At 47.1% G+C, this 23,755-nt stretch carries 31 protein-coding genes and 1 tRNA gene; 3 read left to right on the top strand and 29 right to left on the bottom strand.

The genetic code is table 11. The features are described 5' to 3' along the window. Window positions 1–60: 60 nt before the first annotated feature. Entirely contained in the window at window positions 61–1,011 is a 951-nt protein-coding gene (locus ACPEIW_RS01575; protein WP_346284219.1) for an amino acid ABC transporter permease, read from the top strand. After that, window positions 1,011–1,835: an amino acid ABC transporter ATP-binding protein gene (locus ACPEIW_RS01570; protein WP_425663974.1), complete on the top strand. Its 825-nt coding sequence runs from the start codon at window positions 1,011–1,013 to the stop codon at window positions 1,833–1,835. The genes ACPEIW_RS01575 and ACPEIW_RS01570 overlap by 1 nt, the downstream gene beginning before the upstream one ends. Here ACPEIW_RS01570 and ribF read toward each other — a convergent pair. The 5 genes from ribF to nusA form a co-directional block, all read right to left on the bottom strand. Next, a complete protein-coding gene (gene ribF, locus ACPEIW_RS01565) occupies window positions 1,821–3,110 on the bottom strand; it encodes a bifunctional riboflavin kinase/FMN adenylyltransferase (protein ID WP_425664367.1) in 1,290 nt (429 codons plus the stop codon). The two genes, ACPEIW_RS01570 and ribF, sit on opposite strands and share 15 nt — an antisense overlap. Before the next feature lie 105 nt (window positions 3,111–3,215). Next, complete coding sequence (gene truB / locus ACPEIW_RS01560; protein WP_425663972.1) at window positions 3,216–4,433, bottom strand: tRNA pseudouridine(55) synthase TruB; 1,218 nt, start codon at window positions 4,431–4,433, stop codon at window positions 3,216–3,218. An 8-nt stretch (window positions 4,434–4,441) separates the two neighbouring features. After that, window positions 4,442–5,002, bottom strand: coding sequence for a 30S ribosome-binding factor RbfA (gene rbfA, locus ACPEIW_RS01555; protein WP_415696542.1), 561 nt, complete (start codon window positions 5,000–5,002; stop codon window positions 4,442–4,444). A 1-nt stretch (window position 5,003) separates the two neighbouring features. Continuing rightward, window positions 5,004–7,901 carry a translation initiation factor IF-2 gene (infB, locus tag ACPEIW_RS01550; RefSeq protein WP_415696543.1) on the bottom strand — a complete coding sequence of 966 codons (2,898 nt, stop codon included), beginning with the start codon at window positions 7,899–7,901 and terminating at the stop codon, window positions 5,004–5,006. Window positions 7,902–8,156: 255 nt separating this feature from the next. Beyond that, entirely contained in the window at window positions 8,157–9,203 is a 1,047-nt protein-coding gene (gene nusA, locus ACPEIW_RS01545) for a transcription termination factor NusA (protein WP_004131711.1), read from the bottom strand. 256 nt (window positions 9,204–9,459) lie between these two features. Here nusA and ACPEIW_RS01540 point away from each other — a divergent pair, with 256 nt between their 5' ends. Next, window positions 9,460–10,401 carry a hypothetical protein gene (locus ACPEIW_RS01540; RefSeq protein WP_425663969.1) on the top strand — a complete coding sequence of 314 codons (942 nt, stop codon included), beginning with the start codon at window positions 9,460–9,462 and terminating at the stop codon, window positions 10,399–10,401. A gap of 204 nt (window positions 10,402–10,605) precedes the next feature. On the opposite strand, the gene ACPEIW_RS01535 is transcribed toward ACPEIW_RS01540, so the two are convergent. The 24 genes from ACPEIW_RS01535 to rplP form a co-directional block, all read right to left on the bottom strand. After that, window positions 10,606–10,691, bottom strand: a tRNA-Ser gene (locus tag ACPEIW_RS01535). Window positions 10,692–10,792: 101 nt separating this feature from the next. Then, window positions 10,793–11,704: a tRNA pseudouridine(38-40) synthase TruA gene (gene truA / locus ACPEIW_RS01530; RefSeq protein WP_415701584.1), complete on the bottom strand. Its 912-nt coding sequence runs from the start codon at window positions 11,702–11,704 to the stop codon at window positions 10,793–10,795. Window positions 11,705–11,754: 50 nt separating this feature from the next. Further along, on the bottom strand, window positions 11,755–13,059 hold the full coding sequence (locus ACPEIW_RS01525) for an Mbeg1-like protein (protein ID WP_425663967.1): 1,305 nt from the start codon (window positions 13,057–13,059) through the stop codon (window positions 11,755–11,757). Window positions 13,060–13,209: 150 nt separating this feature from the next. Continuing rightward, window positions 13,210–13,644: a 50S ribosomal protein L17 gene (gene rplQ / locus ACPEIW_RS01520; RefSeq protein WP_004131707.1), complete on the bottom strand. Its 435-nt coding sequence runs from the start codon at window positions 13,642–13,644 to the stop codon at window positions 13,210–13,212. Between the two features lie 78 nt (window positions 13,645–13,722). Beyond that, window positions 13,723–14,718 carry a DNA-directed RNA polymerase subunit alpha gene (locus ACPEIW_RS01515; protein ID WP_004131706.1) on the bottom strand — a complete coding sequence of 332 codons (996 nt, stop codon included), beginning with the start codon at window positions 14,716–14,718 and terminating at the stop codon, window positions 13,723–13,725. 79 nt (window positions 14,719–14,797) lie between these two features. Further along, window positions 14,798–15,196 carry a 30S ribosomal protein S11 gene (gene rpsK / locus ACPEIW_RS01510; protein WP_004105468.1) on the bottom strand — a complete coding sequence of 133 codons (399 nt, stop codon included), beginning with the start codon at window positions 15,194–15,196 and terminating at the stop codon, window positions 14,798–14,800. A 79-nt stretch (window positions 15,197–15,275) separates the two neighbouring features. Next, complete coding sequence (gene rpsM, locus ACPEIW_RS01505) at window positions 15,276–15,653, bottom strand: 30S ribosomal protein S13 (protein ID WP_004105472.1); 378 nt, start codon at window positions 15,651–15,653, stop codon at window positions 15,276–15,278. A 144-nt stretch (window positions 15,654–15,797) separates the two neighbouring features. Beyond that, entirely contained in the window at window positions 15,798–15,911 is a 114-nt protein-coding gene (gene rpmJ / locus ACPEIW_RS01500) for a 50S ribosomal protein L36 (RefSeq protein ID WP_003842636.1), read from the bottom strand. Window positions 15,912–15,932: 21 nt separating this feature from the next. Beyond that, on the bottom strand, window positions 15,933–16,151 hold the full coding sequence (gene infA, locus ACPEIW_RS01495; protein ID WP_004105485.1) for a translation initiation factor IF-1: 219 nt from the start codon (window positions 16,149–16,151) through the stop codon (window positions 15,933–15,935). Window positions 16,152–16,309: 158 nt separating this feature from the next. Beyond that, window positions 16,310–16,870 carry an adenylate kinase gene (locus ACPEIW_RS01490; protein WP_004131705.1) on the bottom strand — a complete coding sequence of 187 codons (561 nt, stop codon included), beginning with the start codon at window positions 16,868–16,870 and terminating at the stop codon, window positions 16,310–16,312. 66 nt (window positions 16,871–16,936) lie between these two features. Continuing rightward, window positions 16,937–18,277: a preprotein translocase subunit SecY gene (gene secY / locus ACPEIW_RS01485; protein WP_016635990.1), complete on the bottom strand. Its 1,341-nt coding sequence runs from the start codon at window positions 18,275–18,277 to the stop codon at window positions 16,937–16,939. Between the two features lie 211 nt (window positions 18,278–18,488). Continuing rightward, on the bottom strand, window positions 18,489–18,944 hold the full coding sequence (gene rplO, locus ACPEIW_RS01480; RefSeq protein ID WP_004131703.1) for a 50S ribosomal protein L15: 456 nt from the start codon (window positions 18,942–18,944) through the stop codon (window positions 18,489–18,491). Window positions 18,945–18,946: 2 nt separating this feature from the next. Further along, on the bottom strand, window positions 18,947–19,129 hold the full coding sequence (gene rpmD, locus ACPEIW_RS01475) for a 50S ribosomal protein L30 (RefSeq protein WP_004131702.1): 183 nt from the start codon (window positions 19,127–19,129) through the stop codon (window positions 18,947–18,949). Further along, window positions 19,129–19,857 (bottom strand): 30S ribosomal protein S5, encoded by a 729-nt coding sequence (gene rpsE, locus ACPEIW_RS01470; protein WP_004131701.1) that lies wholly within the window; start codon window positions 19,855–19,857, stop codon window positions 19,129–19,131. Before rpsE ends, rpmD begins: the two co-directional genes overlap by 1 nt. Then, complete coding sequence (gene rplR / locus ACPEIW_RS01465) at window positions 19,854–20,225, bottom strand: 50S ribosomal protein L18 (RefSeq protein WP_004114376.1); 372 nt, start codon at window positions 20,223–20,225, stop codon at window positions 19,854–19,856. The genes rpsE and rplR overlap by 4 nt, the downstream gene beginning before the upstream one ends. 1 nt (window position 20,226) lies before the next feature. After that, the gene (rplF, locus tag ACPEIW_RS01460; RefSeq protein ID WP_004133436.1) at window positions 20,227–20,766 is read right to left on the bottom strand and encodes a 50S ribosomal protein L6; all 540 of its coding nucleotides are present in this window, start codon (window positions 20,764–20,766) and stop codon (window positions 20,227–20,229) included. Window positions 20,767–20,782: 16 nt separating this feature from the next. Next, complete coding sequence (gene rpsH / locus ACPEIW_RS01455) at window positions 20,783–21,181, bottom strand: 30S ribosomal protein S8 (protein ID WP_004131699.1); 399 nt, start codon at window positions 21,179–21,181, stop codon at window positions 20,783–20,785. 80 nt (window positions 21,182–21,261) lie between these two features. After that, window positions 21,262–21,447, bottom strand: coding sequence for a type Z 30S ribosomal protein S14 (locus tag ACPEIW_RS01450; RefSeq protein WP_004114370.1), 186 nt, complete (start codon window positions 21,445–21,447; stop codon window positions 21,262–21,264). Between the two features lies 1 nt (window position 21,448). Further along, complete coding sequence (gene rplE / locus ACPEIW_RS01445; RefSeq protein ID WP_004114368.1) at window positions 21,449–22,021, bottom strand: 50S ribosomal protein L5; 573 nt, start codon at window positions 22,019–22,021, stop codon at window positions 21,449–21,451. Beyond that, entirely contained in the window at window positions 22,018–22,353 is a 336-nt protein-coding gene (gene rplX, locus ACPEIW_RS01440; protein WP_004114367.1) for a 50S ribosomal protein L24, read from the bottom strand. The genes rplE and rplX overlap by 4 nt, the downstream gene beginning before the upstream one ends. Before the next feature lies 1 nt (window position 22,354). After that, window positions 22,355–22,723 (bottom strand): 50S ribosomal protein L14, encoded by a 369-nt coding sequence (gene rplN, locus ACPEIW_RS01435; protein ID WP_004114366.1) that lies wholly within the window; start codon window positions 22,721–22,723, stop codon window positions 22,355–22,357. 90 nt (window positions 22,724–22,813) lie between these two features. Then, window positions 22,814–23,080 carry a 30S ribosomal protein S17 gene (gene rpsQ, locus ACPEIW_RS01430; RefSeq protein ID WP_004114365.1) on the bottom strand — a complete coding sequence of 89 codons (267 nt, stop codon included), beginning with the start codon at window positions 23,078–23,080 and terminating at the stop codon, window positions 22,814–22,816. Between the two features lie 2 nt (window positions 23,081–23,082). Then, window positions 23,083–23,334 carry a 50S ribosomal protein L29 gene (rpmC, locus tag ACPEIW_RS01425; protein WP_004105502.1) on the bottom strand — a complete coding sequence of 84 codons (252 nt, stop codon included), beginning with the start codon at window positions 23,332–23,334 and terminating at the stop codon, window positions 23,083–23,085. Further along, window positions 23,334–23,753: a 50S ribosomal protein L16 gene (rplP, locus tag ACPEIW_RS01420; protein WP_004114362.1), complete on the bottom strand. Its 420-nt coding sequence runs from the start codon at window positions 23,751–23,753 to the stop codon at window positions 23,334–23,336. Before rplP ends, rpmC begins: the two co-directional genes overlap by 1 nt. Window positions 23,754–23,755: the final 2 nt, after the last annotated feature.

Here is a 23,755-nt window from a genome sequence, read left to right as displayed (position 1 = left end):
ATAAAAGTGCTTACAATAGTGCGTATCATTCATTATGTCGAAAGGCTCAGGCTACCGCCAATGACAGTACTTAACGGCAGTACAACAGATTCTGCAAGCAACGAATCAAATAAGTTACTCACTAATGCGTCGTCACTATCTAGCGCTAATACGGCATTAGATGAAGGAACGTGCGTTTTAAGCAATATCGAGCTTGAGCGCAGAGCAATCCGCAAAAAACAGAATCTTAAATCTGTTTTAACAAGCATAATAAGCACTTTAGTATTACTTGGCGTGTGCATTGTGGCACTTGCAATGAGCCCTGGTTGGCCAAGAGTGCGCGAAACGTTCTTTTCTGGCAAATACTTTATGCTATCTTTGCCATCTGTTTTGCAAGGATTAATGCTTAACTTGCAAGTGCTTGTATTTGCTGTAATCGGAGTTGCAATACTTGGAACTTTAATCGCAGTTATTCGCACAAGCGTAAGCCCAATGCTTTTCCCGTTGCGAGCTATAGCTCAATTCTACACAACCATTATGCGCGGCATACCAATGCTTGTTGTTCTTTACTTAATCGGCTTTGGCATACCAGGCTTGCAGCTTTTTGGGCGCATTCCACCAGCAATACTCGGCACAATCGCAATTGTTATGAGCTACTCCGCATACGTTGGAGAGGTATTGCGCGCAGGATTTGAAGACGTGCATCCGTCAATGCGAGCATCTGCAAGGTCTCTTGGCTTAACATCTGGTCAAACTGTGCGATTAGTGGTAATTCCTCTTGGCTTAAGAAAAGTGGCTCCTGCTTTAATGAACGACTTTATATCAATGCAAAAAGACGCAGGGCTTATATCTGTTTTGGGCGCTGTAGACGCAGTTCGAGCAGCTCAAATATCTGTTGCAACTTCTTATAACTTCACTCCGTACGTTGTAGCAAGCGTTGTATTTATAGCGCTGAGCATTCCGTTTATTGTTCTAAACGATTGGTATACAGCAAGACTTCGCAAGCGCGAGCTAAACGGAGGAACTGTGTGATGAATAACGTAACAAATCAAAAGGTAAATCAACAAATGAGTGATTACACAAACACAAGCAACCAGACGGATTCAAGCAACCAGACGGGTTCAACTCCAGTTTTGCGCTTAAGTAATATTAGAAAATCGTATAACTCAACACCTGTTCTTAAGGGTATTTCTTTTGATATTGCGCCTCACGAAGTGGTGGCTCTTTTAGGGCCTTCTGGAAGCGGCAAATCTACTCTTATGAAGTGCATTAATTTGCTTGAGCGAGTAGACGACGGCCAAGTTTGGCTTGGAAACACAGATATTACAGATCCACGCATAAACCAAGATCAAATTAGATCTCAAATCGGAGTTGTGTTCCAGCAATTCAATCTTTTTACGCATATGAGTGTTTTAGATAACGTGACTCTTGCTGCGCGAAAAGTTCATCATTGGAGCAAAGATCGCGCAGAAAGCCGCGCAATGGAGCTTCTATCTAGGATTAAGCTAGAAAATAAAGCAAAGTCCTACCCAGATCAGCTTTCGGGCGGACAGCAGCAACGAGTGGCGATTGCTCGCGCGCTTATGACAAGCCCACAACTCTTGCTTTTAGACGAGATTACTTCCGCGCTAGACCCAATGCTTGTTGGCGAAGTTCTAGACATGGTTGCAGAGCTAAAGCAGCAAGGAACAACCATTTTAATGGCCACTCACGAGATGCATTTTGCGCACGAAGCTGCCGATAGAGTGGTTTTGCTTAGAAACGGCGTTGTTGCAGAAAACGGCACGCCGTACGAAGTTATGGACACTTGCAGCGACCCAGAAACGCAAAACTTCTTTAAATCATTCCGCCACTAGCGCGCGCGTTTGCTCAACGTCTTTGCTAATAGCGTCCTTAAGCTGCTCTTGCGAGTCAAATGCTTGCTGAGGGCGCAAGAAGCGCGCAAACTCAATGCAAACCCTATGCCCGTATAAGTCTTGAATCTTATCTGTTAACGCGTATGCTTCAACAGTTCGATTAGACGATTGCTCTTCTAGAGTATCGTCGTAGGCATCCGCGCTATTTGATGCGTTTGATGCGTTTGATGCGTTTGATGCCTCATCTTCAAAAGTAGGATTAGTGCCAACTGAAATCGCAGCAGCCCAACGCCAAGGCGAATGCAATCCAAGATGAAGCTCATCTTTACGCAAAACACCCACGCTAGGAATGTTTCTGCTATACGAAGCGCCATTTTGCTCGTCTGCGTCTAAATCAATAATCCAACCAGCATACACACCATCAACAGGAATATATCCGTCAATTCGCTCCCCAAGATTTACAGTTGGGAAGCCAATTTGATGGCCGCGACCAGCTCCGTGAACAACAATACCTTCTACTCTATGCGGCTGGCCAAGAATATCTCCAGCATCTCGAACCCTACCATTTGCAAGCATCCATCGCACATTTGTAGAGCTCCAAGCACGAACCTTTTTATTCGGAATACCCTTGCTCCAAGCGCGATATTCCGCCTTATTCATGCCATCTGCAGGGTCTTTTGGCTCTCCGCCTTCTAAAGGAACCTCTGGAACAATCGGGTCTGGAACTCGAACGTCTCCTGGCCCAAAATCATCTACAACAACAAGACTAAAAACGCCTGTAGCTTGAGAAAGCTCTTTAATAGCATGAACGTTTCCAGCTCTTTTAGCGCCCAAAGCTGCATCCGACCCCAAAACAAGCGCGCGCATGCCAAGCTTTCCAACCAGCTGACCAAGGAAGAATCTGTACGATTTTGCCGCAAAAGCAAGGCTATATCGAACTATAATAACGTGGTCAACGTCTAACTGTTGCAAAACCCTAAGCCGCTGACGAACGCTTGTTAGAGCTTGCGAATCTACTGGAATTTGCGCATCATCGCCAAAATCGTCGAATAAATCTGGATTTTCGTGCACAACGCTTGGACGAGGATCAAACATTATAACAACCGAGAACGCGTTGTTTTTACGCGCAATCTCCACTGTTCGCTCAATAACTTTACGATGCCCAAGATGCATTCCGTCGAATACACCTATTGTAACAACTGACTTACGTTGAGCGCTCAACGTTGGCCAACTAATCATACCGTTGGCATCTGGTCGAATGTCTATGACCTTCATCATATCCTTACTGTTCACAAGAGCCGCAAATATTGGTATCGCTTTATTTTAGACGCCACTTTGCCGCAACCCCATTTTCACACTAACATCTATTTTACCAGCAAACTAGCTTTGTACAAATACTACAATTGGTTTAGCTTCTATTTGATTTGTATTTTTTTCGATTTTTTCGATTTTTTCTTGAGATTTAAACAGCGTGCTGCTTGAGCTTGCGGTTGCTTGCGATTTTTCAGCGGTTTCCAGAACTGCTACAACATCGTTTTGCTCATCTTTTGTGGCTTTTACGTATGCAATCACGTTTTTTGTAGCGTCTTTTGCACTAATAGCAGAAATCGTGATTTTTCTGCCAAATCGCAAGTCTTTAGCTTGATTTTCACTTACTTCTACTGTTTGCATTGTTAATTTTGCAGATTCAAACATGCTTAGCAAGCGTTGATTAAGAGTGTTTTCTAGAGGCGACGAGGCTGGCAAAGCAACCGACGAATCGCCAGCAGCTTGCGATTCGCATGAACCTTGCAAATAGTATGAATCATCTAAAACAGCCTTCGCGCGAGACTGTACAACACCATTTTTGTCTGTAAATGTGCGAATAACACTTTTAAGCTTAAGTACGCGACTATCTTCTATAGAAAAATCGCCAATACGCGTTCTTCTAAGGCTCACTAAGTGTCCTCCAACTCCAAGAACACGCCCCAAATCGCGTGCTAGAGCGCGAATATACGTGCCACTAGAGCAAGAAACGCTTGCGCGCACATCAATAACTTTCGCGCCACTTACGCCCACACTAAAATGCGCATCTAGCAAAGAAAAATCGTAAATAAAAACTTCTCTAGGCTCTAAATGAACATCTTTACCTTCACGCGCTAAGTCGTAAGCGCGAACGCCGTTTACTTTTATAGCAGAAAAAGATGTTGGCGTTTGCATAATCGAGCCAGTAAAATTCTTTGCTATTACAACGCGCAATTCTTTAAGAATTTCATCAATATTTGCAAAGTTTATAATGCCATTTTCATCATCCACGCTTGAAACAACATCACCATCTGCGTCGTCCGTATTAGTTGACTCGCCAAGACGAATCACAGCTTCGTACGTTTTATTGTGACCAAGCAAATAGTTAAGCAAGCGCGTGGCGTTACCAAAGCCAAGAATCAGCAAGCCCGTTGCCATTGGGTCTAAAGTGCCAGCATGACCCACTCGTTTAGTGTGCAACAGGCCGCGCGCAAAAGATACAACATCGTGACTGGTAACGCCTTTTGGCTTATCTACTAGCAAAATGCCAGAAGATGGCATCTTGCTAGAAGATTGCATTTGAAAATTACTCATTGCCCTCGCTAAAATCGATCACTATTTACATCGCTATCAAAGTCGCTAGAATCCGCAGAATCGCTAGAATCAGCAAAGTCGTCGTCTTCAAAGTCGTCGTCTTCGTCAAATTCCTCGCCGTCAAATTCCTCATCTTCACGCGGCTTTTTATACGGATCGGCTTCTCCAGCGTATTGAGCTGTTTCTCGAGCTTTAGCTAGCTCCTCGTCACGCTTACGCGCAGCAACCAAAATGTCTTCAATCTCGTGAGCTTCGCTAGGAACTTCATCGTAAACAAATTGGATTTGAGGCGTTAATCGCAAGCCTGCTTTAGCTCCAACTAAAGTGCGCAAACGCCCCTTAGCCTGCTGCAAAGCCTGGTTTGCTCGCATTCGCTCACCCTGCTCTTTTCCAGCAGTGCCAAGCTGAGTCCAATACACTTTAGCGATTTGTAAATCGTTAGTAACTCTCACTTCTGTAATCGTTACGTTAGCAAGTCGCTTATCGTGCAAATGCGATTCCATATTGGACGCAATCACTCTGTGAATCAAAGCCGCAATTCGCGCGGCTCTAGGGTTTGTTCCAGCCATATTACTTGCGCTCAATCTGCTTCATTTCAAAGGTTTCGATTACGTCGCCAAGCTCAATGTCGTTAAAGCTGCCAAGGTTAATGCCTGCCTCGTAGCCTTCGCTAACGGATTGCACATCATCCTTAAACCTACGCAAAGTGGAGATTTCAAGATCGTTAACAGTAGCAACGCCGTTTCGCAAAATACGGCACTTGGTTCCGCGCTTAACTTCGCCATCTTGAACCATAACGCCAGCAATATTGCCAAACTTGGACGAGCGGAAGATTTCGCGAATCTCGGAATGAGATGTAACAACCTCTTCAAACTCTGGCTTAAGCATACCCTTCAAAGCAGCTTCAATATCTTCGATTGCCTTGTAAATAACAGAGTAGTACTTAACTTCCACGCCTTCGCGATCTGCCAAGTCTGCAACCTGGCGATTTGGACGCACGTTAAAGCCAATAATAACGGCCTTATCAACTGTTGCAAGGTTCACATCGTTTTGAGTAATTGCACCAACACCGCGGTGAATAACCTGAATTCCAACTTCGTCGGAAACCTCAATCTTCATTAAGGAGTCTTCCAAAGCTTCAACAGAGCCAGAAGAATCACCCTTAATAACAATGTTGAGCATATCCACTTCGGACTTAGCAAACTGTTCCTTAAGGCTTTCAAGAGACACAACCTTACGACGCTTTGCAAGCTGAGCCGCGCGTTCTGTAGCCTGGCGCTTTTCGGCAATTTGACGAGCAGAACGATCGTCGGAAGTAACCAAGAACAAGTCGCCTGCAGTTGGAACAGAAGTCAAACCAAGCACCTGAACTGGCGTAGAAGGACCTGCCTCTTGCAAGTGGTTGCCATTTTCGTCGAGCATTGCGCGAACGCGACCATAAGACGTGCCTGCAACAATCGAATCTCCGACTTTAAGCGTACCTTGCTGAACAAGAACAGTTGCAACCGCACCGCGACCCTTATCCAAGCGAGCTTCAACAGTTGCACCGCGAGCATCCATGTTTGGATTTGCTTTAGGATCAAGCTCCGCATCTGTAGTCAAAAGAACAGCCTCAAGAAGCTTATCTACGTTGGTTCCCTGCTTTGCAGAGATATTCACAAACATTGTGTCGCCGCCGTATTCTTCTGGCACAAGACCGTACTCTGTAAGCTGACCGCGCACCTTATCTGGGTTTGCTCCAGCAACATCAATCTTGTTTACTGCAACAACAATAGGCACGTGAGCAGCCTGTGCGTGGTTGATTGCTTCAACAGTTTGAGGCATAACGCCGTCGTCTGCTGCAACAACAAGAATTGCAACGTCTGTAAGCTCCGCACCACGAGCACGCATAGCTGTAAACGCTTCGTGGCCTGGAGTATCCAAGAACGTAATCTTGCGCTTGTCGCCGTCTAAAGTAACTGTAACCTGGTAAGCGCCGATGCGCTGCGTAATACCGCCAGCTTCTCGAGCTACAACATTCGACTTACGAATTGTATCGAGCAAGCGAGTTTTACCGTGATCAACGTGGCCCATAACAGTAACAACTGGAGGGCGAGTTACAAGATTATCGTCTTCTTGAAGCTCTTCTTCGTCTAAGTCAATATCGAACTGCTGAAGAAGCTCTTTATCTTCCTCTTCTGCAGAAACAAGACTAATATTCCAGCCGATTTCTTCGCCAAGAATTTGGAATGTTGTTTCATCCAAAGACTGCGTAGCTGTAGCCATTTCTCCAAGATGGAACAAAACGGTTACCAAAGCTGCTGGATTTACATCAATCTTTTCTGCCAAATCAGAAAGCGTTGCTCCCTGACGAAGGCGGATTGTAGCGCCATTACCCGAAGGAATACGCACACCACCAATAACTGGTGCTTTAAGCTCTTCGTATTCCCTGCGCTTTGCAAGACGATTCTTGCGAGCCTTAGAGGACTTTCCACCTTGGCGACCAAACGCACCTGCGGCTCCTGCACGACCACGACCACCCCTGGATGGGCCTGCGTTTGGAGCGCCTGCAGCCGCTGCTTGGAAGCTTGCTGCTTGATTTGCGTTAAAGCGCGACTCTGCCGATGGGCGCGATCCTGCCCCACCATTGCCGCCGCCTGAACGATGCGAACCTTGCCATTGGGAACGATTTGCTCCGTTTCCACCATTGCCATTGCCGCCGCCTTGACGGTTTCCGCCGCGACCACCGCGTCCGCGACCACCGCCATTGCCGCCGTTGCCATTGCCAGATCCTGGCTTTGAGCCACGAGCATTCTCTGCAGCTGCGCCTGGGCGCGACATTGGGTGTGGGCGTGGAATGTCTCCAGGTGTAGGCGCGCGCATACCCTGCTTTCGACTAAACGGATTGTTTCCTGGACGAGGAGCGGCTCCCGAGCCAGAGCCTTGGTGTGGTCTAGGGCGTGGAGGCATTTGCGCAGAACGCTCTTGCTTAGCAGATTTAGATTCTGCACCACTGCGCTTTTCTGCGTTGCGCTTTGAATCGCCAGACCTAGAAGCATTATTAGGCTTTGCGTTTCCAGCCGAAGGCTTAGGAGTTGCAGTGGTAGTAGCATGCGCGTTAGAAGTCTTAGATTCATGATTTTCATGCACTTTTTGCGCAGAATTCTGCTTTGCAAAAGACTTTTGTTCTGGCTTTTGATTAGCCTTCTTTTCTGCATTTTGACCATGCGATTCTGGCTTGCTATTAGACGCAGAATCCGCAGATTTATTAGATGCATGATCAACATTCTTAGACGCAGAAGGCTTCGATTCGCTCTTTGCAGCAGAATCCGCAGGCACAAATTCCGTCTTTAGACGACGCACTACAGGAGCTTCAACGGTTGAAGATGCGGACTTTACGAATTCGCCCATGCTCTTCAAACGTTCTAATACGGTTTTACTATCTACGCCAAATTCTTTGGCCAGTTCGTATACGCGCTTTTTTACCACTCAGTGTTCTCCTCAGTCTGTGGCAGCGTAAAACGAACGCAGCCACTTTATATTGTTATAAGATTCTTACTCTTATGCTTTTTATTTAGATATCTCATAATGCGATATCTCATCGTGTAACCATGATTTCAACCATGATTTTGTACCTCGTTCCCTAGGCAAAAAGCTGTTAATAAGCCCAGATTGCAGCTTTCAGCTTACTCGAAACGTTGGATTCTCGGGAGTGTCGCAAGTTTGCTAAATGCTAGCAAAATCTTATTCCGCCGAATTAGAATCAGCGTTCATTGCTTCTTGCTTTTTAGCATGCTCTTCCGCAGACTCAATTCCAATCTTCCAACCAGTCAACTTTGCTGCAAGTCGCGCGTTCTGTCCCTCCTTGCCAATGGCAAGAGAAAGCTGAGAATCGTGAATAAAAGCAACAGCAGTCTGACTTTTCTCACTAACAACATGAACTTCAGTTACTACTGCTGGAGACAACGCAGCGGAAACAAACTGTGCTGGATCTTGCGACCAATCAACAATATCGATTTTTTCTTGACCAAGATTTTCCAATACAGCACGAACACGCGAACCACCAGGGCCAATCAAAGCACCCTTTGGATTAACGCCATCTGTGTTAGCGCGAACAGCAATCTTAGTGCGAGCGCCAGCTTCGCGAGCAATTGCCATAATCGAAACAGCTCCCGAAACAAGTTCTGGAACTTCTCGCTCAAAAAGTCTGCGAACAAGATCTGGGTGAGACCTAGAAACAACTATTTCTGGTCCGCGCAATCCGCGAGCAACGTTTACAACATAAACGCGAATACGCTCGCCGTGACGATACCTTTCGCCAGGAACTTGCTCTCTTCTAGGCAAAATGGCTTCAACGTCTCCAACAGCAACGTGAATATTAGAAGGATCTTTAGAATCCTGCTGCACAATGCCGTTAATAAGCTTTCCTTTTTGACCAGAAAAAGCTCCAAATACGCGGTCATCTTCCACTTTGCGGAAAAGTTGAGTAATAACTTGGCGAGCTGTTGCTGCAGCAAGACGCCCAAAATCTCTAGGTGTATCGTCATACTCCTCGCCCAAAGTAAATGCTGGGTGAGGATTATCTTCTGTAGGAACACCCGGAATCTCATCTCGTGCCCATACAGTAAAGCAGCCAGCACGCTCATCTAGCTCAACTCGAGCATGCCTTGCTGGGTGGGAAGTCTTCATGTATGCAAGACGCAAAGCCTCGGCGAGTGCCTCGTCCAGCTCATCGGCATTAATCCCCTGCTGAGCCGCAAGCTGATGCATTCCCGCCAAATCCAATTCCATCGTGCACGTCCTCCTGTGATTCATTTATAAATTTTCACTTATAAAATTAACTTATTCTTCTTTTATACGTTTTACGCATAACAAAACGCTAAAATCTAATTTTAACAAGTACGTAAAGCGCAAAATCTTATGACTATGATTAAAAATGTTAAGCATAAAATGTTAGACACAAGGCAAGCCAACATTGGTCACAGTCACAGACTATTTTAGTAGATTATGCAGACACGTTTTGTTTTGTCCTAAAGCCTTGCAAGGCGTGCAAAATATTATCAAACGCGTAGCAAAAGGTGTTCTAATGCGCAAAAAAAAGTTTGTTCTAGTATTTGCATCACTTATTGCTGTATTAATGGCTTTTAGCTCTTGCTCGGGATCAAGGCAATTTAATAACGTTAACAACACTTCGGTTAGTTCATCTAAAAGCAATAATGAGTGCTACCAGGTTCTACAAAGCGCAAAGCACAATCAAAAAATCGTAGATAAAAACGAAGCAAACGTAACTAGAAACAACTTGCAAAATGCTGCGGATTCTTGGAAAAACGTTGCAATACAATGCAACGCACGATTTGCTCAAGGCGTTGTTTTTAGCGCGCAAAACACTTGGAAATTGGCCAACTTAAGTCAAGGTAACGAGAGCGGAGCAGCAAACGCCTCTAAAATCGCAAATCAAATGGAATCAAGCGTTTACAAAAAATTGTATGACTTTGCAAATAATACTAGTAACTTGTATTGGAATCACGACCCACTTGCAAAAGCGGCATTAGAACAAGACAAACTAGCTTTTATGTTACAAACTTTAGCTGCAAAAGATGTTGATAATGTTTCGTTAAGACAAAGCGATATTACAGCTACGATTGCTAACACGCTTATGCACTTTGCTTCAAGCGGAAGCGACTTGCGACAAAAAGTATACGAAATACCACAAAAGAATCTGGATTCTGGCATTGCAAAAGACGAAGCTAGCGCAAAAGACTTGCCAATAGTTGCAATAGCATATATGGATTGCGCGCGCGGAGAACTAGATGCGCTAAATCAAGCCATTTTCCCTACAAACAAAGACGGCAGCGTAAATCATAGCGCACTTTCTAGCAGAACAAATCAAGAGTTTATTGAGATTCTTGCAAACATTACTATTTCGCATATTATGAGCGCGTACGCTTATGGATACCCTAGCGATTCTTCTATGATTTATGCGCTTTGACTGAGCTTGAAATTGCATAGCGCGTTTCAAGCTCCTTCAAAGCGCTGAGCCACTCAAGGCAGAAGCACTGCTTCTGCGTGGCGAAGACGTTCGCGCGCTTAGACCGCGCGAACGACGACCTGCATTTTCACTTAGAGCGTAGCGCGAAAAGGCAGGTCCGAGTATGAAAAAGGGCTTCTGGCTAATCGCCAGAAGCCCTGCTTGCGGATGAAGCGAGATTTGAACTCGCGGAGGGTGTAGCCCTCACACGCTTTCGAGGCGTGCTCCTTAGACCGCTCGGACATTCATCCTTTGCGCCAATCGCAAATGCTCAAAACGCAAATGCAAAAAGAAACGCAACTTTTCAATTGTAAAACAACCCTAGAATATACAAGCGCATGGCGCGTTGAACTCACCCAAGCTCTTCGATCGTGCGCTTAGCACGAATCGCGTTTGCTCGCGCACCAAGCTCCTCGTCTTTAGGGTATTCAACATATTCCAAAGTCAAGCCATTTGCTGCAATCGGCCCAGTAGAGCCTTCTCGAATAGGATTTTCAATCTTATTTTTGAACCAATCAACAGAACGCTTTGCACACCCAACTTGCACGCACGCTCCAACAAGTGAACGAACCATGTTATGCGCAAACGCGTCTGCAACAATAGTAAACTCAAGCAAACCGTTCTCAATGCAAGGAATTTTTCCAGTTGATTTAGATAAACAGCTCCCCACGCAAACGCGATTCCAAACAGCCTTTTTAACGCAGCGAATCGTAGTTCCACCAGGATTTGGCCGCGCAAAAGAGCCAAAATCGTGCAAACCAACAATCAAAGACGCCGCCTGATTCATGGCATCAACGTTTAAGTCGTAGTCAAGTTGCAACACAAAGCCACGCATGCGCGGATCCAAATTCTCGCGATTTGCAGCATCGCTAATCCTATACACGTATGTGCGATCCAACGCAGAAAAACGCGCATCAAAACCGCTTGGCGCAATGCTTACGCTGTGAATTGAAATGTCTTTAGGCAAAACGCCACAAAGCCTATATTCCAAGGCTTTTACTGGCGTAAGATTTGTGTGACCGACGCAATTTTGCAAAACGGATTCCGAAACGTCTAAATGGCAAACTTGGTAAGATGCGTGAACGCCCGTATCTGTGCGGCCAGCAACGCTAAGGCGCAAAGGTTCGCTAGCATCGTCTTTATTCACGCGCAAAACCTTATGCAATGCGTCTTCTAAAACACCTTGAACGGTGCGCAAAGTAGGCTGCTTTGCCCAACCATAAAAATCGCCGCCATCATACGCTAAATCCAAACGAAGACGCATTCAAAACCTTTCCAAACAGACTTACAAACAGACCTACAAACAAACTTACACTAGTTTTCCTTATCTGAAGGCACACTAGCGAGCGCAAAAGCACTCATAACGCTACGAATCAACTCATGTGTCTTTGAATCCATACGCATTGCAATCTTCAATAATGCAGGAACAACCTCCGACCAATGCGCAGACATCTCGTCGAAAGTCGAGTACCCTAAACTACTAAAAATGCTGTAAACACTATCAATTCTGCGTTTTCGCTCTTCAAATGGCAAATTCATCATCCACTCGTTTGCAGCCTTAGAAACGGCCAGAGCGCGCGGAGTTACACAATCACAGTAGTCAAAATCACCATCTTTAACTTGCCAATACATGCCAAAATGTTGCATTAATCCAATCGAATCAGCAGCTGTAACCTTATACGGCACTCCAGTATCCATAATCAATCCAATAAAAGCAGATTGCGGAACAACTTTTTCGATTCTGGAAACAACGCGAGAAAAAACCTTTGGATCAACAACATCCGAGCCAAAACTAGGGCCGTCCATTGAGTAGATTTTATTAATATGGTTTCCAAGGCTTCGATCTTGCGCGTCTAATCGCATTGCCGCGTATGCAGCCATATTCCCGCCTTTTGAATGACCCACAACAAATATTTTAGGATTATCACTTAAATCGCAATCATTTAAATCGCAATCATTGCTATTTGTGTTATTGCTATTTTCTAAATCGCTATTCTTAAAATCACTCTTCTTATTAAACAAATTCGCAAAATAATCACCAACACTGCTAAAAATCCCACGAATACCGCCACTTTTGCAAGAATCTTTACACGCGCGCCTAGATATAGAGAGCAAATACTCCGCTGCCGACTCCTGCGCTGGAACTGGGCATCGAAATGCCATGTTAAAGTCTTCCTTCCAGCCAACAAGCGTGTTGTCTGTTCCCCTAAAAGCTACAACAAAGCAGCTAGACCCAACGCAATCTGTTAAATCAAAAGTAACAGCCGCAAATTGCTGTTCGCAAGAGTCATCAATATTCGACTCATCAAAACGTTCAAGAACCTCACCAACACGCATGCCCCTATAACGCGGGCTAGACTCAACAGCCAAAAGTAGATTCTTGCGAAACTCATCTACCTTAGTAGAACCAGAGCTAAACATTGAAGAAAAATCCTCGCCGCGAAGCAATTCACTTAAAGGAACGGTTGCTAGTGCGTTAGAATCGTCATTATACTTTGGAATCGATTCAGGCATGCAAATATACGCCAACTCGCATAAAATAAGCGAATCTACGGCGTTGAATTTTCGCTCTTTAAAGTTAGTAAAATCGTTATTCAGTAAATCGAGAATATTTGGCATAGTTCAATAGTAATTGATACCAGATATAGAAAAGATATGTCAGATATAGAAAAACGGGCTGGAGATATCTCCAACCCGTTTAATAAACCTTTATACTTGCGATTAATCGCAAAAGATTTACTTACCGATGCATCAAGATGCTAATCTCAACTACTCGGCTGCTTCTTCTTTAGCAGCAACCTTAGTAGCAGACTCAGCTTCCTTAACAACAGCCTTCTTTGGGCTTACTGGCTCAACAACAAGCTCGATAATAGCCTGTGGAGCAGTATCGCCACGACGAGGGGCCATCTTAACGATGCGAGTATAGCCACCTTCACGCTGCTTCATCTGCTCAGCAATCTGAGTGAAAAGCATGTGAACAACGGACTTATTGCGAATTACGCGCAACACGCGGCGGCGCGAATGCAAATCGCCACGCTTAGCGAATGTTACCAAACGCTCAGCAAGTGGACGAAGACGCTTTGCCTTTGGCAAAGTAGTCACAATACGACCGTGCTGGAAGAGGCTTGTAGCCATATTGGCCAGCATCAGGCGCTCATGCGCTGGGCTAGAAGCCAGACGAGGCCCTTGTTTCGGTGTAGGCATTATTACTCCTTATTGCCGCGGAATTCAGGTGGGCAAAAACCCGAACATCCAAAAACCGCGACGATTTGCGGTGGTTGTTTACTCGTCTTCTGGCGAGAAGAATGTGCCACCTTCGAGATTATTGGCGTCAAAGCCAAGCGGTGAAGGCTTAAGAGACAATCCCATGGATTGCAACTTTTCTTTAACCTCATCGATGGATTTCATGCCGAAATTACGAATATCGAGCAAATCCTGCTCAGTGTGAACTACCAGCTCACCAACTGTGTGGATTCCTTCACGCTTCAAGCAGTTGTAGCTGCGCTGCGTTAGGTTCAAATCCTCAATTGGAGTGGCCATTTGGGAATCAGCTTCCGCCATGACTGGAGCTGGACCAACTTCAACACCTTCAGCATCGACGTTAAGCTCACGGCAAAGACCGAAAAGCTCAACCAAAGTCGAACCTGCGGACGCAACCGCGTCGCGTGGTGTAATAGCTGGCTTAGTTTCCACATCCAGGATGAGCTTATCGAAGTCCGTGCGCTGTTCCACGCGGGTAGCTTCGACCTTATAGCTCACCTTCAAAACTGGCGAGTAGATCGAATCCACTGGAATGCGACCGATTTCGCTGTTTTCCTGCTTATTCATTTGAGCAGGCACGTAGCCACGACCACGCTCCACAGTGAACTCAATTTCGAGCTCGCCATCTTCAGCAAGTGTAGCGATATGCATCTGTGGGTTGGCAATAGTGACGCCAGCAGGAGGAGTAATATCTCCAGCTGTTGCCTCACCCTTGCCGCTCTTGCGTAGATACATCACTACTGGCTCGTCATACTCACTTGTAAGTACGATGCCCTTGATGTTCAGCAGGATTTCAGTGACATCCTCTTCAACACCTGGCAGAGTCGTGAACTCGTGTAAAGCACCAGAGATGCGTACCGAAGTAACGGCCGCACCTGGAATGGAGCTCAACAAGGTACGACGCAGCGAATTGCCGAGCGTGTATCCGAAACCTGGTTCCAACGGCTCAATAGTAAAGCGAGAACGCTGGGGATTCAGTGATTCCTCGGTAAGTGTTGGACGCTGTGCGATAAGCACTTTTGTATCCTTTCAGCTTCTGGTCGGTGGTGCACTCGCCGCCCATAAGCGGGTTGGATGGATGGATTCGTAAGAGTGCTCAGACGCGGCGACGCTTTGGTGGGCGAACGCCGTTATGCGCTTGTGGGGTGACGTCGGTAATAGAACCGACCTCAAGACCCGCGGACTGAAGGGAACGGATAGCGGTTTCGCGACCGGAACCTGGACCCTTAACAAACACGTCGACCTTTTTAAGGCCATGTTCCATTGCCTTACGAGCAGCAGACTCAGCGGCCATACCTGCAGCGTAAGGAGTCGACTTACGGGAACCCTTAAAGCCGACATCGCCACCGGAAGCCCAAGAGAGGACTGCACCCGATGGATCGGTGATGGAAATAATCGTGTTATTGAATGTTGATTTAATATGCGCCTGCCCAACCGGTACCGACTTGCGGTCCCGGCGACGCGGCTTGCGCGAGGCTTGCTTTGCAGCTGCCATTGACCCTCGTTTCCTATGACGAATTAGTTGGTATGTCTAGGCGATGAGAATTAACTCGTGGCCTAGAGCCGACCACCGACTATCGGGTGGCCTTCTTCTTCCCGGCGACAGTACGCTTTGGACCCTTACGAGTACGAGCATTAGTCTTAGTACGCTGACCACGCACAGGAAGACCCTTGCGATGACGCTGGCCTTGATAGCAGTTGATCTGAATCTTACGACGGATGTCAGCGTCGATTTCACGACGCAAATCGCCTTCAATCTTATAGTTGGCCTCAAGATAATCACGCAAAGTGATTAACTGTTCATCCGTAAGATCCTTGACGCGGGTATCCGGATTAACACCGGTCGCGGCAAGCGTTTCCTTAGCGCGAGTGCGGCCTACACCAAAAATATAGGTGAGGGCAATCTCAATGCGCTTCTCATTGGGAATATCTACTCCGGCAAGACGTGCCATTGTAATTCCTTTACTATTACGCAGGTCGTGCACCAAGTCTCCCGCAATAATATCAATTATTTGCGGCCTGGGCCTGCGCACCCAGGGTTCAGCTTAAGCTGCGACTTAGCGCCTTATTCCTTTATATTCGCGGTGGAGATCCACTCAGCCCTGACGCTGCTTATGACGTGGGTTGATGCAAATCACCATGACGCGACCGTGACGGCGGATCACGCGGCAGTTTTCGCAGATCCTCTTCACGCTAGGGCTGACCTTCATGGTTTTCCTTTGCTTGTACCTTTACTTATAACGGTACGTAATACGTCCGCGGTTCAAATCGTAAGGACTCATCTCCAGCACAACACGATCTTGCGGAAGAATGCGAATGTAATTCTTACGCATTTTTCCCGAAATCGTCGCTAGTACGATGTGCTCGTTCTCAAGCTGAACGCGAAACATCGCGTTAGGTAGTGCTTCTACTACCGTGCCTTCGACTTCAATCACACCGTCTTTTGCCATGAGCCTCGTTCCGTTCCTTGGATATACTACTTTGCGCATCCGAAGACACGCCAATCTTCTATGATACAGTAAATGCGCCCAATACAACACTCGGCGTGTCGCAAGGGCGCATTATTAATATGAGAAAATCTAAATCTTAAATAAATCTTAAATAAATCTCATACCAAGGATTCAACTATGCGATTGTTGATTTCGGCAATATCTCCAACGCCATCAACTTCAACAAGCTGACCGCGGCTTTCGTAAATATCCAGCAAAGGAGCTGTTTCCTTCTCGTAAGTTTCCAAACGCTTAGCAATAACTTCTGGAGTATCGTCGGAACGACCCTGCTCTACAGCACGCTTTTGCATGCGCTCGAGCAAAACCTCACGCTCCGCCTCTAAAGCAACAACGTGATCGAGCGGAGTACCAAGCTCTTCCAACATGCGATCAAGAGCCTGAACTTGAGAAGCGTTACGAGGGTAGCCATCGAGAATCCAGCCATTCTTTGCATCATCTTGAGCAAGACGATCTTTAACAATGCTATTTGTTAATTCATCTGGAACAAGCTCTCCCTTATCGAGATAACCTTGAACCTTCTTGCCAAGCTCCGTTTTATTCTTTAAGTTGTAACGGAAAATATCGCCAGTAGAAATAGCAGGAATATTGTAATGCTCTGCAAGCAAAGCGGCTTGAGTGCCTTTACCTACTCCTTGCGGACCCATAATTAACAATCGCATATTAATCTCCTAGTTTTATGCCAATGCAAATCCAATACAAATATTAAACAAAACCTATCTGAAATACTACTTAGCAACCTGCTTATTATTGCTGTGATCAAACAGGAATCCAGCATACTGGAATTGCTCAGTTTGAGCCTTGGCTTGACGCAAAGTATCCAAACCAACACCAGCAATAATCAGAATTGTTGTACCACCAAATGGAAGCTTCATATTAAGATGCAAAGACATAATCAAAACCGTTGGAATCAAAGCCACAAACAGCAAGTAAATAGCACCAACTGTATTAAGCCTATTCATAACGTAGCTAAGATAACGGCTTGTAGCGCTACCAGCGCGAATACCAGGAATAAATCCGCCGTATTCCTTCATGTTGTCTGCAGTCTCATCTGGATTAAAAGTAATCTCGGTGTAGAAGAAGCAGAAGAACACGATCATAACGGTGTACAACGCTATGTACCAAGCAGAAGTAGAGTTTGCTAAATTGGCATTAATCCAACGCACCCAATCCTTACGACTATCTCCAAATTGAGCAAGAAGTGTTGGAATAGCAAGAATCGAAGACGCAAAGATTGGTGGAATAACGCCACTCATATTCACCTTAAGAGGCAAGTATGTGGAAGAGCCGCCATACATCTTGCGACCAATCATTCGACGCGTGTACTGAACAGGAATCCTGCGCTGAGCAAGCTCCACAAAGTCAACGAAAATAAGAATCACAAGGAAAACGCCAGCAACAATGGAGAACTTAGTCCAATCTCCATTAAGGCCATTCGTACCCCAACCGATTTCCCACAACTTTGGAAGGAATCCAGAGCAGATAGACATAAAGATTAATACAGACATACCCTGGCCAATACCCTTATCTGTAATAAGCTCTGCCATCCACATTATGAGGCCAGTGCCACCAGTCATGATTAAGACCATTACAATAAGGCTCCACATAGAACCGTCTGGAATAACCTGGCCGCATTGATAGTTAAATAGCGCGCCAGAACGAGCCGTAACCAAAATGGTAGTTGATTGCAAAACAGCCAAACCGATGGTTAAGTAACGGGTGTACTGAGTAAGCTTTGTTTCTCCAGATTGACCTTCTTTGTGAAGAGCCTCAAAGCGTGGAATCACAACTCTAAGCAACTGAATAACAATGGACGCCGTAATGTATGGCATAACACCCAATGCAAAAATCGAAAGCTGCAAAAGAGAACCGCCAGAGAACAGATTCACCAACCCAATAAAGTTCTCGCTAGAAGAAGCCAGCTTAGCGGTGCAAGCTCGAATAACTTTGTAGTCAACTCCAGGAATCGGAATAAATGAGCCGATTCGGTAGATAATAATCATTGCGAAGACGAAGAGGATCTTATTCCTCAACTCCTTCGTCTTGAAGGCCTGGATTAACGTTTTCACCTGGGTCTTCCTCCCTTTTTTGCGCTACGATCTAGGCGCACCAGTAAAAAAACAAACTCTGAGGCAATAGTTTATATCACGGTACATACTGAAACAATAATTGAGTGAGTTTTGCAATAAAATAATCCCCCCAGCGCAAACTAGGGGGATTATTAAACAGTTAAATCACTGCGTTAATTAGCATTACTAGCTTAAGTATTACTACTTATTACTACTCTTCGCTAACAGAGCCACCAGCAGCTTCGATCTTGGCTTTAGCGGATGCAGAAGCCTTAACTCCCTTAAGAGTCAAAGCAACCTTAAGATCGCCATCGCCCAAAACCTTAACTGGGTAACCATCACGCACAGCGCCCTTAACTACCAAATCAGCAACAGTGACTTCACCACCCTTTGGGAAGAGTTCTGCAAGGGCTGCAACATTAACAACCTGGAACTCCTTCTTGAATGGGCTCTTAAAGCCACGAAGCTTAGGCAAGCGCATGTAAAGTGGAAGCTGGCCGCCTTCAAAGCCTGGACGAACTTGGTAACGCTTCTTCGTACCTTTGTCTCCACGACCCGAAGTCTTACCCTTAGAGCCTTCACCACGACCCACGCGGATGCGATCCTTCTTAGCTCCTGGAGCTGGACGCAACGTGTGCATGTGCAACATTGGTTCTTCATTAGCCATAATCAGTCAACCTCCTCAACGCTCAGCAAGTGGCGAACGGCCATAACCAAGCCACGATTGACTGAATTGTCCTCGCGAACAACGCTTTGACCAATCTTGTGAAGGCCAAGAGTCTTAACGTTAGCGCGCTGACGCTCGGTGGAATGAACTAAACCGTGCACCAGAGTGATCTTTAAGTTAGCCATCACTCACCATCCTTTGCCTGGGCAGCCTTAGCAGCCTGAGCTTCTTCACGAGCCTTGCGTGCTTCGGCAATGCCAGCAGCGCGCTCACGAAGCAATGCGTCTGGTGCAACTTCCTCGAGGGAAAGTCCACGACGAGCGCAAATTTCTTCTGGCTCTTCAAGCTTCTTCAAAGCATCCACAGTAGCGCGAACCACGTTAACAGCGGTTGCGGAGCCCATGGACTTGGTGAGGATATCGGTAATGCCAGCGCACTCCATAACAGCACGCACAGCGCCACCAGCGATTACACCAGTACCTGGAGCAGCTGGACGAAGCAAAACTGTACCAGCAGCATCGTGACCCAACACAGGGTGAGTCACGGTACCACGAATGCGTGGAACAGTAAACATGTGCTTCTTAGCGTCAAGCTGACCCTTAGCGATAGCTGCTGGAACTTCGCGAGACTTACCGTAACCAACACCAACAGTGCCCTTACCGTCGCCAACAACAACAAGTGCTGCAAAGCTAAAGGTACGGCCACCCTTGTGGGTCTTGGAAACACGGTTAATAGTAACTACGCGATCCAAAAGCTCTTCGCCGCGGTTTTCTTCACGACGGCTACGACGTTCGCTACGCTTACCTTCGCCCTTAGAACGACGGGAACGACGATCGTCGGTACGCTCCTCAGCGGATGCCTGAGTGTTCTGAGTTTCTTCAGCCACTTGGGTTTCCTTTTCGTTATCGCTCACAGTGCTAGACCTCCCTGACGGGCGCCTTCAGCTACGGCTGCGACGCGACCATGATACTTATTACCGCCACGATCGAAGATAACAGCGGTGATTCCCGCTTCCTTCGCCTTGGCTGCGATTAACTCGCCAACCTTGGTAGCAGCTTCAGTCTTCGTACCAGTAAAACCAGCGAAGTCAGAAGTCAAGGTGGAAGCGCTTACAAGGGTAAGACCCTTAGTGTCATCCACAATCTGAGCAACCATGTGACGGTTAGAACGAGAAACTACCAAACGTGGGCGCTCTGGAGTGCCAGAGATGCGCTTACGAAGGCGGGCGTGACGACGCAAACGTGCGACTTTGGTACCCTTACCGAAAATCTTAACGCTCATATCACTTACCAGCCTTTCCAGCCTTGCGCAAAATACGCTCATCGCTGTACTTAATGCCCTTGCCCTTATAAGGTTCTGGAGCACGAAGCTTGCGAATGTTAGCGGCAGCCTGACCAACGGCCTGCTTGTCAGTACCCTTGACGATTACCTGATTTGCGTTTGGCAATTCAAACTCAATGCCCTCAGGTGGCTGAACGGTAATAGTGTGCGAATAGCCGAGCGAGAACTCAATGCCCTTGCCCTTCATTACAGCACGATAACCAGTTCCAACAATGTCTAGAGTCTTGGCGTAGCCTTCGTGCACACCCTTAACCATAGACGCCACGATTGCGCGAGCCAAGCCATGCTTTGCACGAGTTGGACGCAAATCGTCAACTGGGGTCAAAACGATCTTGCCATCAGCAACTTCAGCGGTAATACCTTCTGGAATTACATAGGAATCAGAGCCCTTAGCACCCTTAGCGCTAAAGGACTGACCTTCAATCTTAACTTCCACGCCTGCAGGAATGTCGACGGGGAGCTTACCAATATGCGATGCCATTTTCAGCTCTCCTTTCTCACCATACGTAGGCGACGATTTCGCCGCCAATGCCTCGATCGAGGCATTCCTTCTGAGTCAACAATCCCGAGCTGGTCGAGATAATAGCGATACCGAGACCGCCAAGAGGCATAGGCAAAGAATCAGACTTTGCATAACGACGCAAGCCTGGCTTAGAGATGCGCTTAATGCCCTGGATGGAACGCTGACCATTGGAGCCGTACTTTAACGTAACTTCCAAAGTCTGTCCAACCTTAGCTTCTTTAGCAGCAAAGTCTTTAATGTAGCCTTCGCGCTTAAGAATCTCGGCGATATTCGCCTTGAATTTGGAGTACGGCATTTCCACGATATCGTGCTTTGCCGCGCTCGCATTACGCAGACGTGTCAACATGTCTGCGATAGGATCTGTCATTGTCATGTTGGGCTAACGCCCTTTCTCGCCGTGGTTTCCACCGCCTGTTTGTTATTTATAAAGCAGTGGACCTTCAGCGTCGATATTTACCAACTGGACTTCGTAACACCCGGCAACTCACCGCGATGTGCCTTTTCACGAAGGCATACACGGCACAGACCGAACTTGCGATACACGGAGTGAGGACGACCACAAACCTGGCAACGCGTATAAGCGCGCACCTTGAACTTCGGCTTAGCGGCCGCCTTGTTTTTCAGAGCGGTTTTTGCCATATCAGTTCTCCTTGAATGGGAAACCGAGGTGCTTAAGTAGCGACTTCGCTTCCACATCGTCCTTGGTGGTGGTCACCACGGTGATGTCCATACCACGCTGATGATCAATCGAATCAGGATCAATCTCGTGGAACATTGATTGCTCCGTAAGACCGAAGTTGTAATTACCCTGACCGTCGAACTGGTTGCCATTAATACCACGGAAATCGCGGATACGTGGCAAAGCCAGAGTGAGCAAACGATCCAAGAATTCCCACATACGATCGCCACGAAGAGTTACGTAAGCACCAATAGCCTGTCCTTCGCGCAAATGGAACTGCGCAACAGACTTCTTAGCCTTAGTAACCTTTGGCTTCTGACCAGTGATCAAAGTGAGATCCTTAATCGCACCTTCGATGAGCTTGGAATCGCGAGCTGCAGCGCCAACGCCCATAGAGACGACGACCTTCTGCAAACGAGCCACCTGCATAGGATTAGTGTGGCCAAATTCCTTTTCCAAAGCTGGAACGATTTGATCATTGTATTGCTGCTTTAAGCGCGGAGTTGCCGGCGCCTCAACTGTAGTATCGGTCATGCCAGCTCCTTTCCGGACTTCTTAGCTACACGCACGCGCACGGTCTTTACTTTGCCGTCGCGAGCTTCTTGCTTAACAATCACGCCCACGCGGGTTGGCTGCTTTGTCTCTGGGTCAATCACCATAACGTTAGAACGGTGAATTGGAGCCTCAACAGAGACGATGCCTGCCTGCTGACCCTGCTGGGTAGCACGCACATGCTTCTTAACAACCTGAACACCCTCGACGATCAAACGGTCTTCGGCGAGTACACGAAGTACTTTGCCTTCCTTACCGCGATCCTTGCCGCGGATAACCTTTACCTGGTCGCCGGACTTAATCTTGGCTACCATCTCAGATCACCTCCGGGGCGAGGGACACAATCTTCATGAAGCGCTTATCGCGCAATTCACGACCGACTGGTCCAAAGATACGAGTGCCCTTTGGTTCACGGCCGGAGCCGAGAATAACAGCGGCGTTCTCGTCGAACTTAATATAGGAACCATCAACACGACGATGTTCCTTGACAGTACGGACGACGACAGCCTTAACTACGTCGCCTTTCTTGACCGACCCGCCAGGAATAGCATCCTTAACGGAGGCGACGATGATGTCGCCGATGCCGGCATAGCGTCGCTTCGATCCACCGAGCACGCGGATGGCAAGTAATTCCTTAGCACCCGTGTTGTCGGCGACATGAAGCCGCGTTTCCTGCTGAATCATTGATTCTCCTTAGTCGAGCTGGTTCTCCCCGCTCACCCGTACCGCTCAAATGAACAGCACAGGTGAAGCGCGGAGCCTTGCTGAACTTGTTTACTTGGCGCGCTCGATAATCGAGTCGAGACGCCAACGCTTGGTCTTGCTCAAAGGCCGAGTTTCCATAATACTCACGAGGTCGCCAATATGCGCCTCATTGTGTTCATCATGGGCCTTGACCTTGCGGGTGGAGCGGACGACTTTACCGTAAAGTGGGTGTGTCGAACGCTGCTCCAACTCCACGGCAATCGTCTTGTCCATGGCCTCGGACACGACGTAGCCGCGACGAACCTTGCGGAAGTTGCGCTCTTGGTTCTCAGCCATGCTTACTTCTCCTTGACCTCAGTGGCGCCAGGCTCTTGGCTGATGCCGAGTTCACGCTCACGCAGGATAGTATACATCCTGGCTATGTCGTGCTTGACCGCCTTGAGGCGAGCGCTGTTTTCAAGTTGACCAGTTGCTGCCTGGAAGCGCAAGTTAAAAAGCTCTTCCTTAGACTTCTTTAAGAAGCCTTCGATTTCAGCATTAGTCTTCTCGTTTAAATTCTTGATGGTGTAGTCTGCAGTTCCGACTGGCATCAGATGTCACCGCCTTCACGCGCAATAACACGGCATTTCATTGGGAGCTTGTCGATAGCGCGGCGCAAAGCCTCGCGAGCGACGTCCTCAGAAACACCACCGATCTCGAACATTACACGACCTGGGTGAATGTTGGCAATCCAGAATTCTGGAGCACCTTTACCGGAACCCATTCGTGCACCAAGCGGGTGCTTGGTTAATGGACGATCAGGGAAAACCGTAATCCACACGCGACCACCACGCTTAATATAGCGGGTCATTGCGATACGGGCTGCCTCGATCTGACGGTTAGTGATGTACGCCGGAGCCAGCGCCTGAATACCGAAATCGCCGAAAGCGATAGCGGTTCCACCCTTAGACATGCCGCTACGGGTAGGACGGTGCTGCTTGCGATATTTAGTCCTTTTTGGGATAAGCATCT

The organism is Gardnerella piotii (genome assembly GCF_049815665.1).
In the GTDB taxonomy this organism is placed as follows: domain Bacteria; phylum Actinomycetota; class Actinomycetes; order Actinomycetales; family Bifidobacteriaceae; genus Bifidobacterium; species Bifidobacterium piotii.
This window is presented reverse-complemented; position numbering and strand designations above follow the sequence as displayed.

Bases quoted from the DNA above. Each gene is read 5' to 3' on its own strand.
- ACPEIW_RS01575 (WP_346284219.1), top strand. From the start codon at position 61: ATGACAGTACTTAACGGCAGTACAACAGATTCTGCAAGCAACGAATCA.
- ACPEIW_RS01570 (WP_425663974.1), top strand. From the start codon at position 1,011: ATGAATAACGTAACAAATCAAAAGGTAAATCAACAAATGAGTGATTAC.
- ribF (WP_425664367.1), bottom strand. From the start codon at position 3,110: ATGAAGGTCATAGACATTCGACCAGATGCCAACGGTATGATTAGTTGG.
- truB (WP_425663972.1), bottom strand. From the start codon at position 4,433: ATGAGTAATTTTCAAATGCAATCTTCTAGCAAGATGCCATCTTCTGGC.
- rbfA (WP_415696542.1), bottom strand. From the start codon at position 5,002: ATGGCTGGAACAAACCCTAGAGCCGCGCGAATTGCGGCTTTGATTCAC.
- nusA (WP_004131711.1), bottom strand. From the start codon at position 9,203: ATGGAATTGGATTTGGCGGGAATGCATCAGCTTGCGGCTCAGCAGGGG.
- truA (WP_415701584.1), bottom strand. From the start codon at position 11,704: ATGCGTCTTCGTTTGGATTTAGCGTATGATGGCGGCGATTTTTATGGT.
- ACPEIW_RS01525 (WP_425663967.1), bottom strand. From the start codon at position 13,059: ATGCCAAATATTCTCGATTTACTGAATAACGATTTTACTAACTTTAAA.
- rplQ (WP_004131707.1), bottom strand. From the start codon at position 13,644: ATGCCTACACCGAAACAAGGGCCTCGTCTGGCTTCTAGCCCAGCGCAT.
- rpsK (WP_004105468.1), bottom strand. From the start codon at position 15,196: ATGGCAGCTGCAAAGCAAGCCTCGCGCAAGCCGCGTCGCCGGGACCGC.
- rpsM (WP_004105472.1), bottom strand. From the start codon at position 15,653: ATGGCACGTCTTGCCGGAGTAGATATTCCCAATGAGAAGCGCATTGAG.
- rpmJ (WP_003842636.1), bottom strand. From the start codon at position 15,911: ATGAAGGTCAGCCCTAGCGTGAAGAGGATCTGCGAAAACTGCCGCGTG.
- infA (WP_004105485.1), bottom strand. From the start codon at position 16,151: ATGGCAAAAGACGGTGTGATTGAAGTCGAAGGCACGGTAGTAGAAGCA.
- ACPEIW_RS01490 (WP_004131705.1), bottom strand. From the start codon at position 16,870: ATGCGATTGTTAATTATGGGTCCGCAAGGAGTAGGTAAAGGCACTCAA.
- rplO (WP_004131703.1), bottom strand. From the start codon at position 18,944: ATGGCTAATGAAGAACCAATGTTGCACATGCACACGTTGCGTCCAGCT.
- rpmD (WP_004131702.1), bottom strand. From the start codon at position 19,129: ATGGCTAACTTAAAGATCACTCTGGTGCACGGTTTAGTTCATTCCACC.
- rplR (WP_004114376.1), bottom strand. From the start codon at position 20,225: ATGAGCGTTAAGATTTTCGGTAAGGGTACCAAAGTCGCACGTTTGCGT.
- rplF (WP_004133436.1), bottom strand. From the start codon at position 20,766: ATGGCATCGCATATTGGTAAGCTCCCCGTCGACATTCCTGCAGGCGTG.
- rpsH (WP_004131699.1), bottom strand. From the start codon at position 21,181: ATGACAATGACAGATCCTATCGCAGACATGTTGACACGTCTGCGTAAT.
- ACPEIW_RS01450 (WP_004114370.1), bottom strand. From the start codon at position 21,447: ATGGCAAAAACCGCTCTGAAAAACAAGGCGGCCGCTAAGCCGAAGTTC.
- rplE (WP_004114368.1), bottom strand. From the start codon at position 22,021: ATGACCGATACTACAGTTGAGGCGCCGGCAACTCCGCGCTTAAAGCAG.
- rplX (WP_004114367.1), bottom strand. From the start codon at position 22,353: ATGGTAGCCAAGATTAAGTCCGGCGACCAGGTAAAGGTTATCCGCGGC.
- rplN (WP_004114366.1), bottom strand. From the start codon at position 22,723: ATGATTCAGCAGGAAACGCGGCTTCATGTCGCCGACAACACGGGTGCT.
- rpsQ (WP_004114365.1), bottom strand. From the start codon at position 23,080: ATGGCTGAGAACCAAGAGCGCAACTTCCGCAAGGTTCGTCGCGGCTAC.
- rpmC (WP_004105502.1), bottom strand. From the start codon at position 23,334: ATGCCAGTCGGAACTGCAGACTACACCATCAAGAATTTAAACGAGAAG.
- rplP (WP_004114362.1), bottom strand. From the start codon at position 23,753: ATGCTTATCCCAAAAAGGACTAAATATCGCAAGCAGCACCGTCCTACC.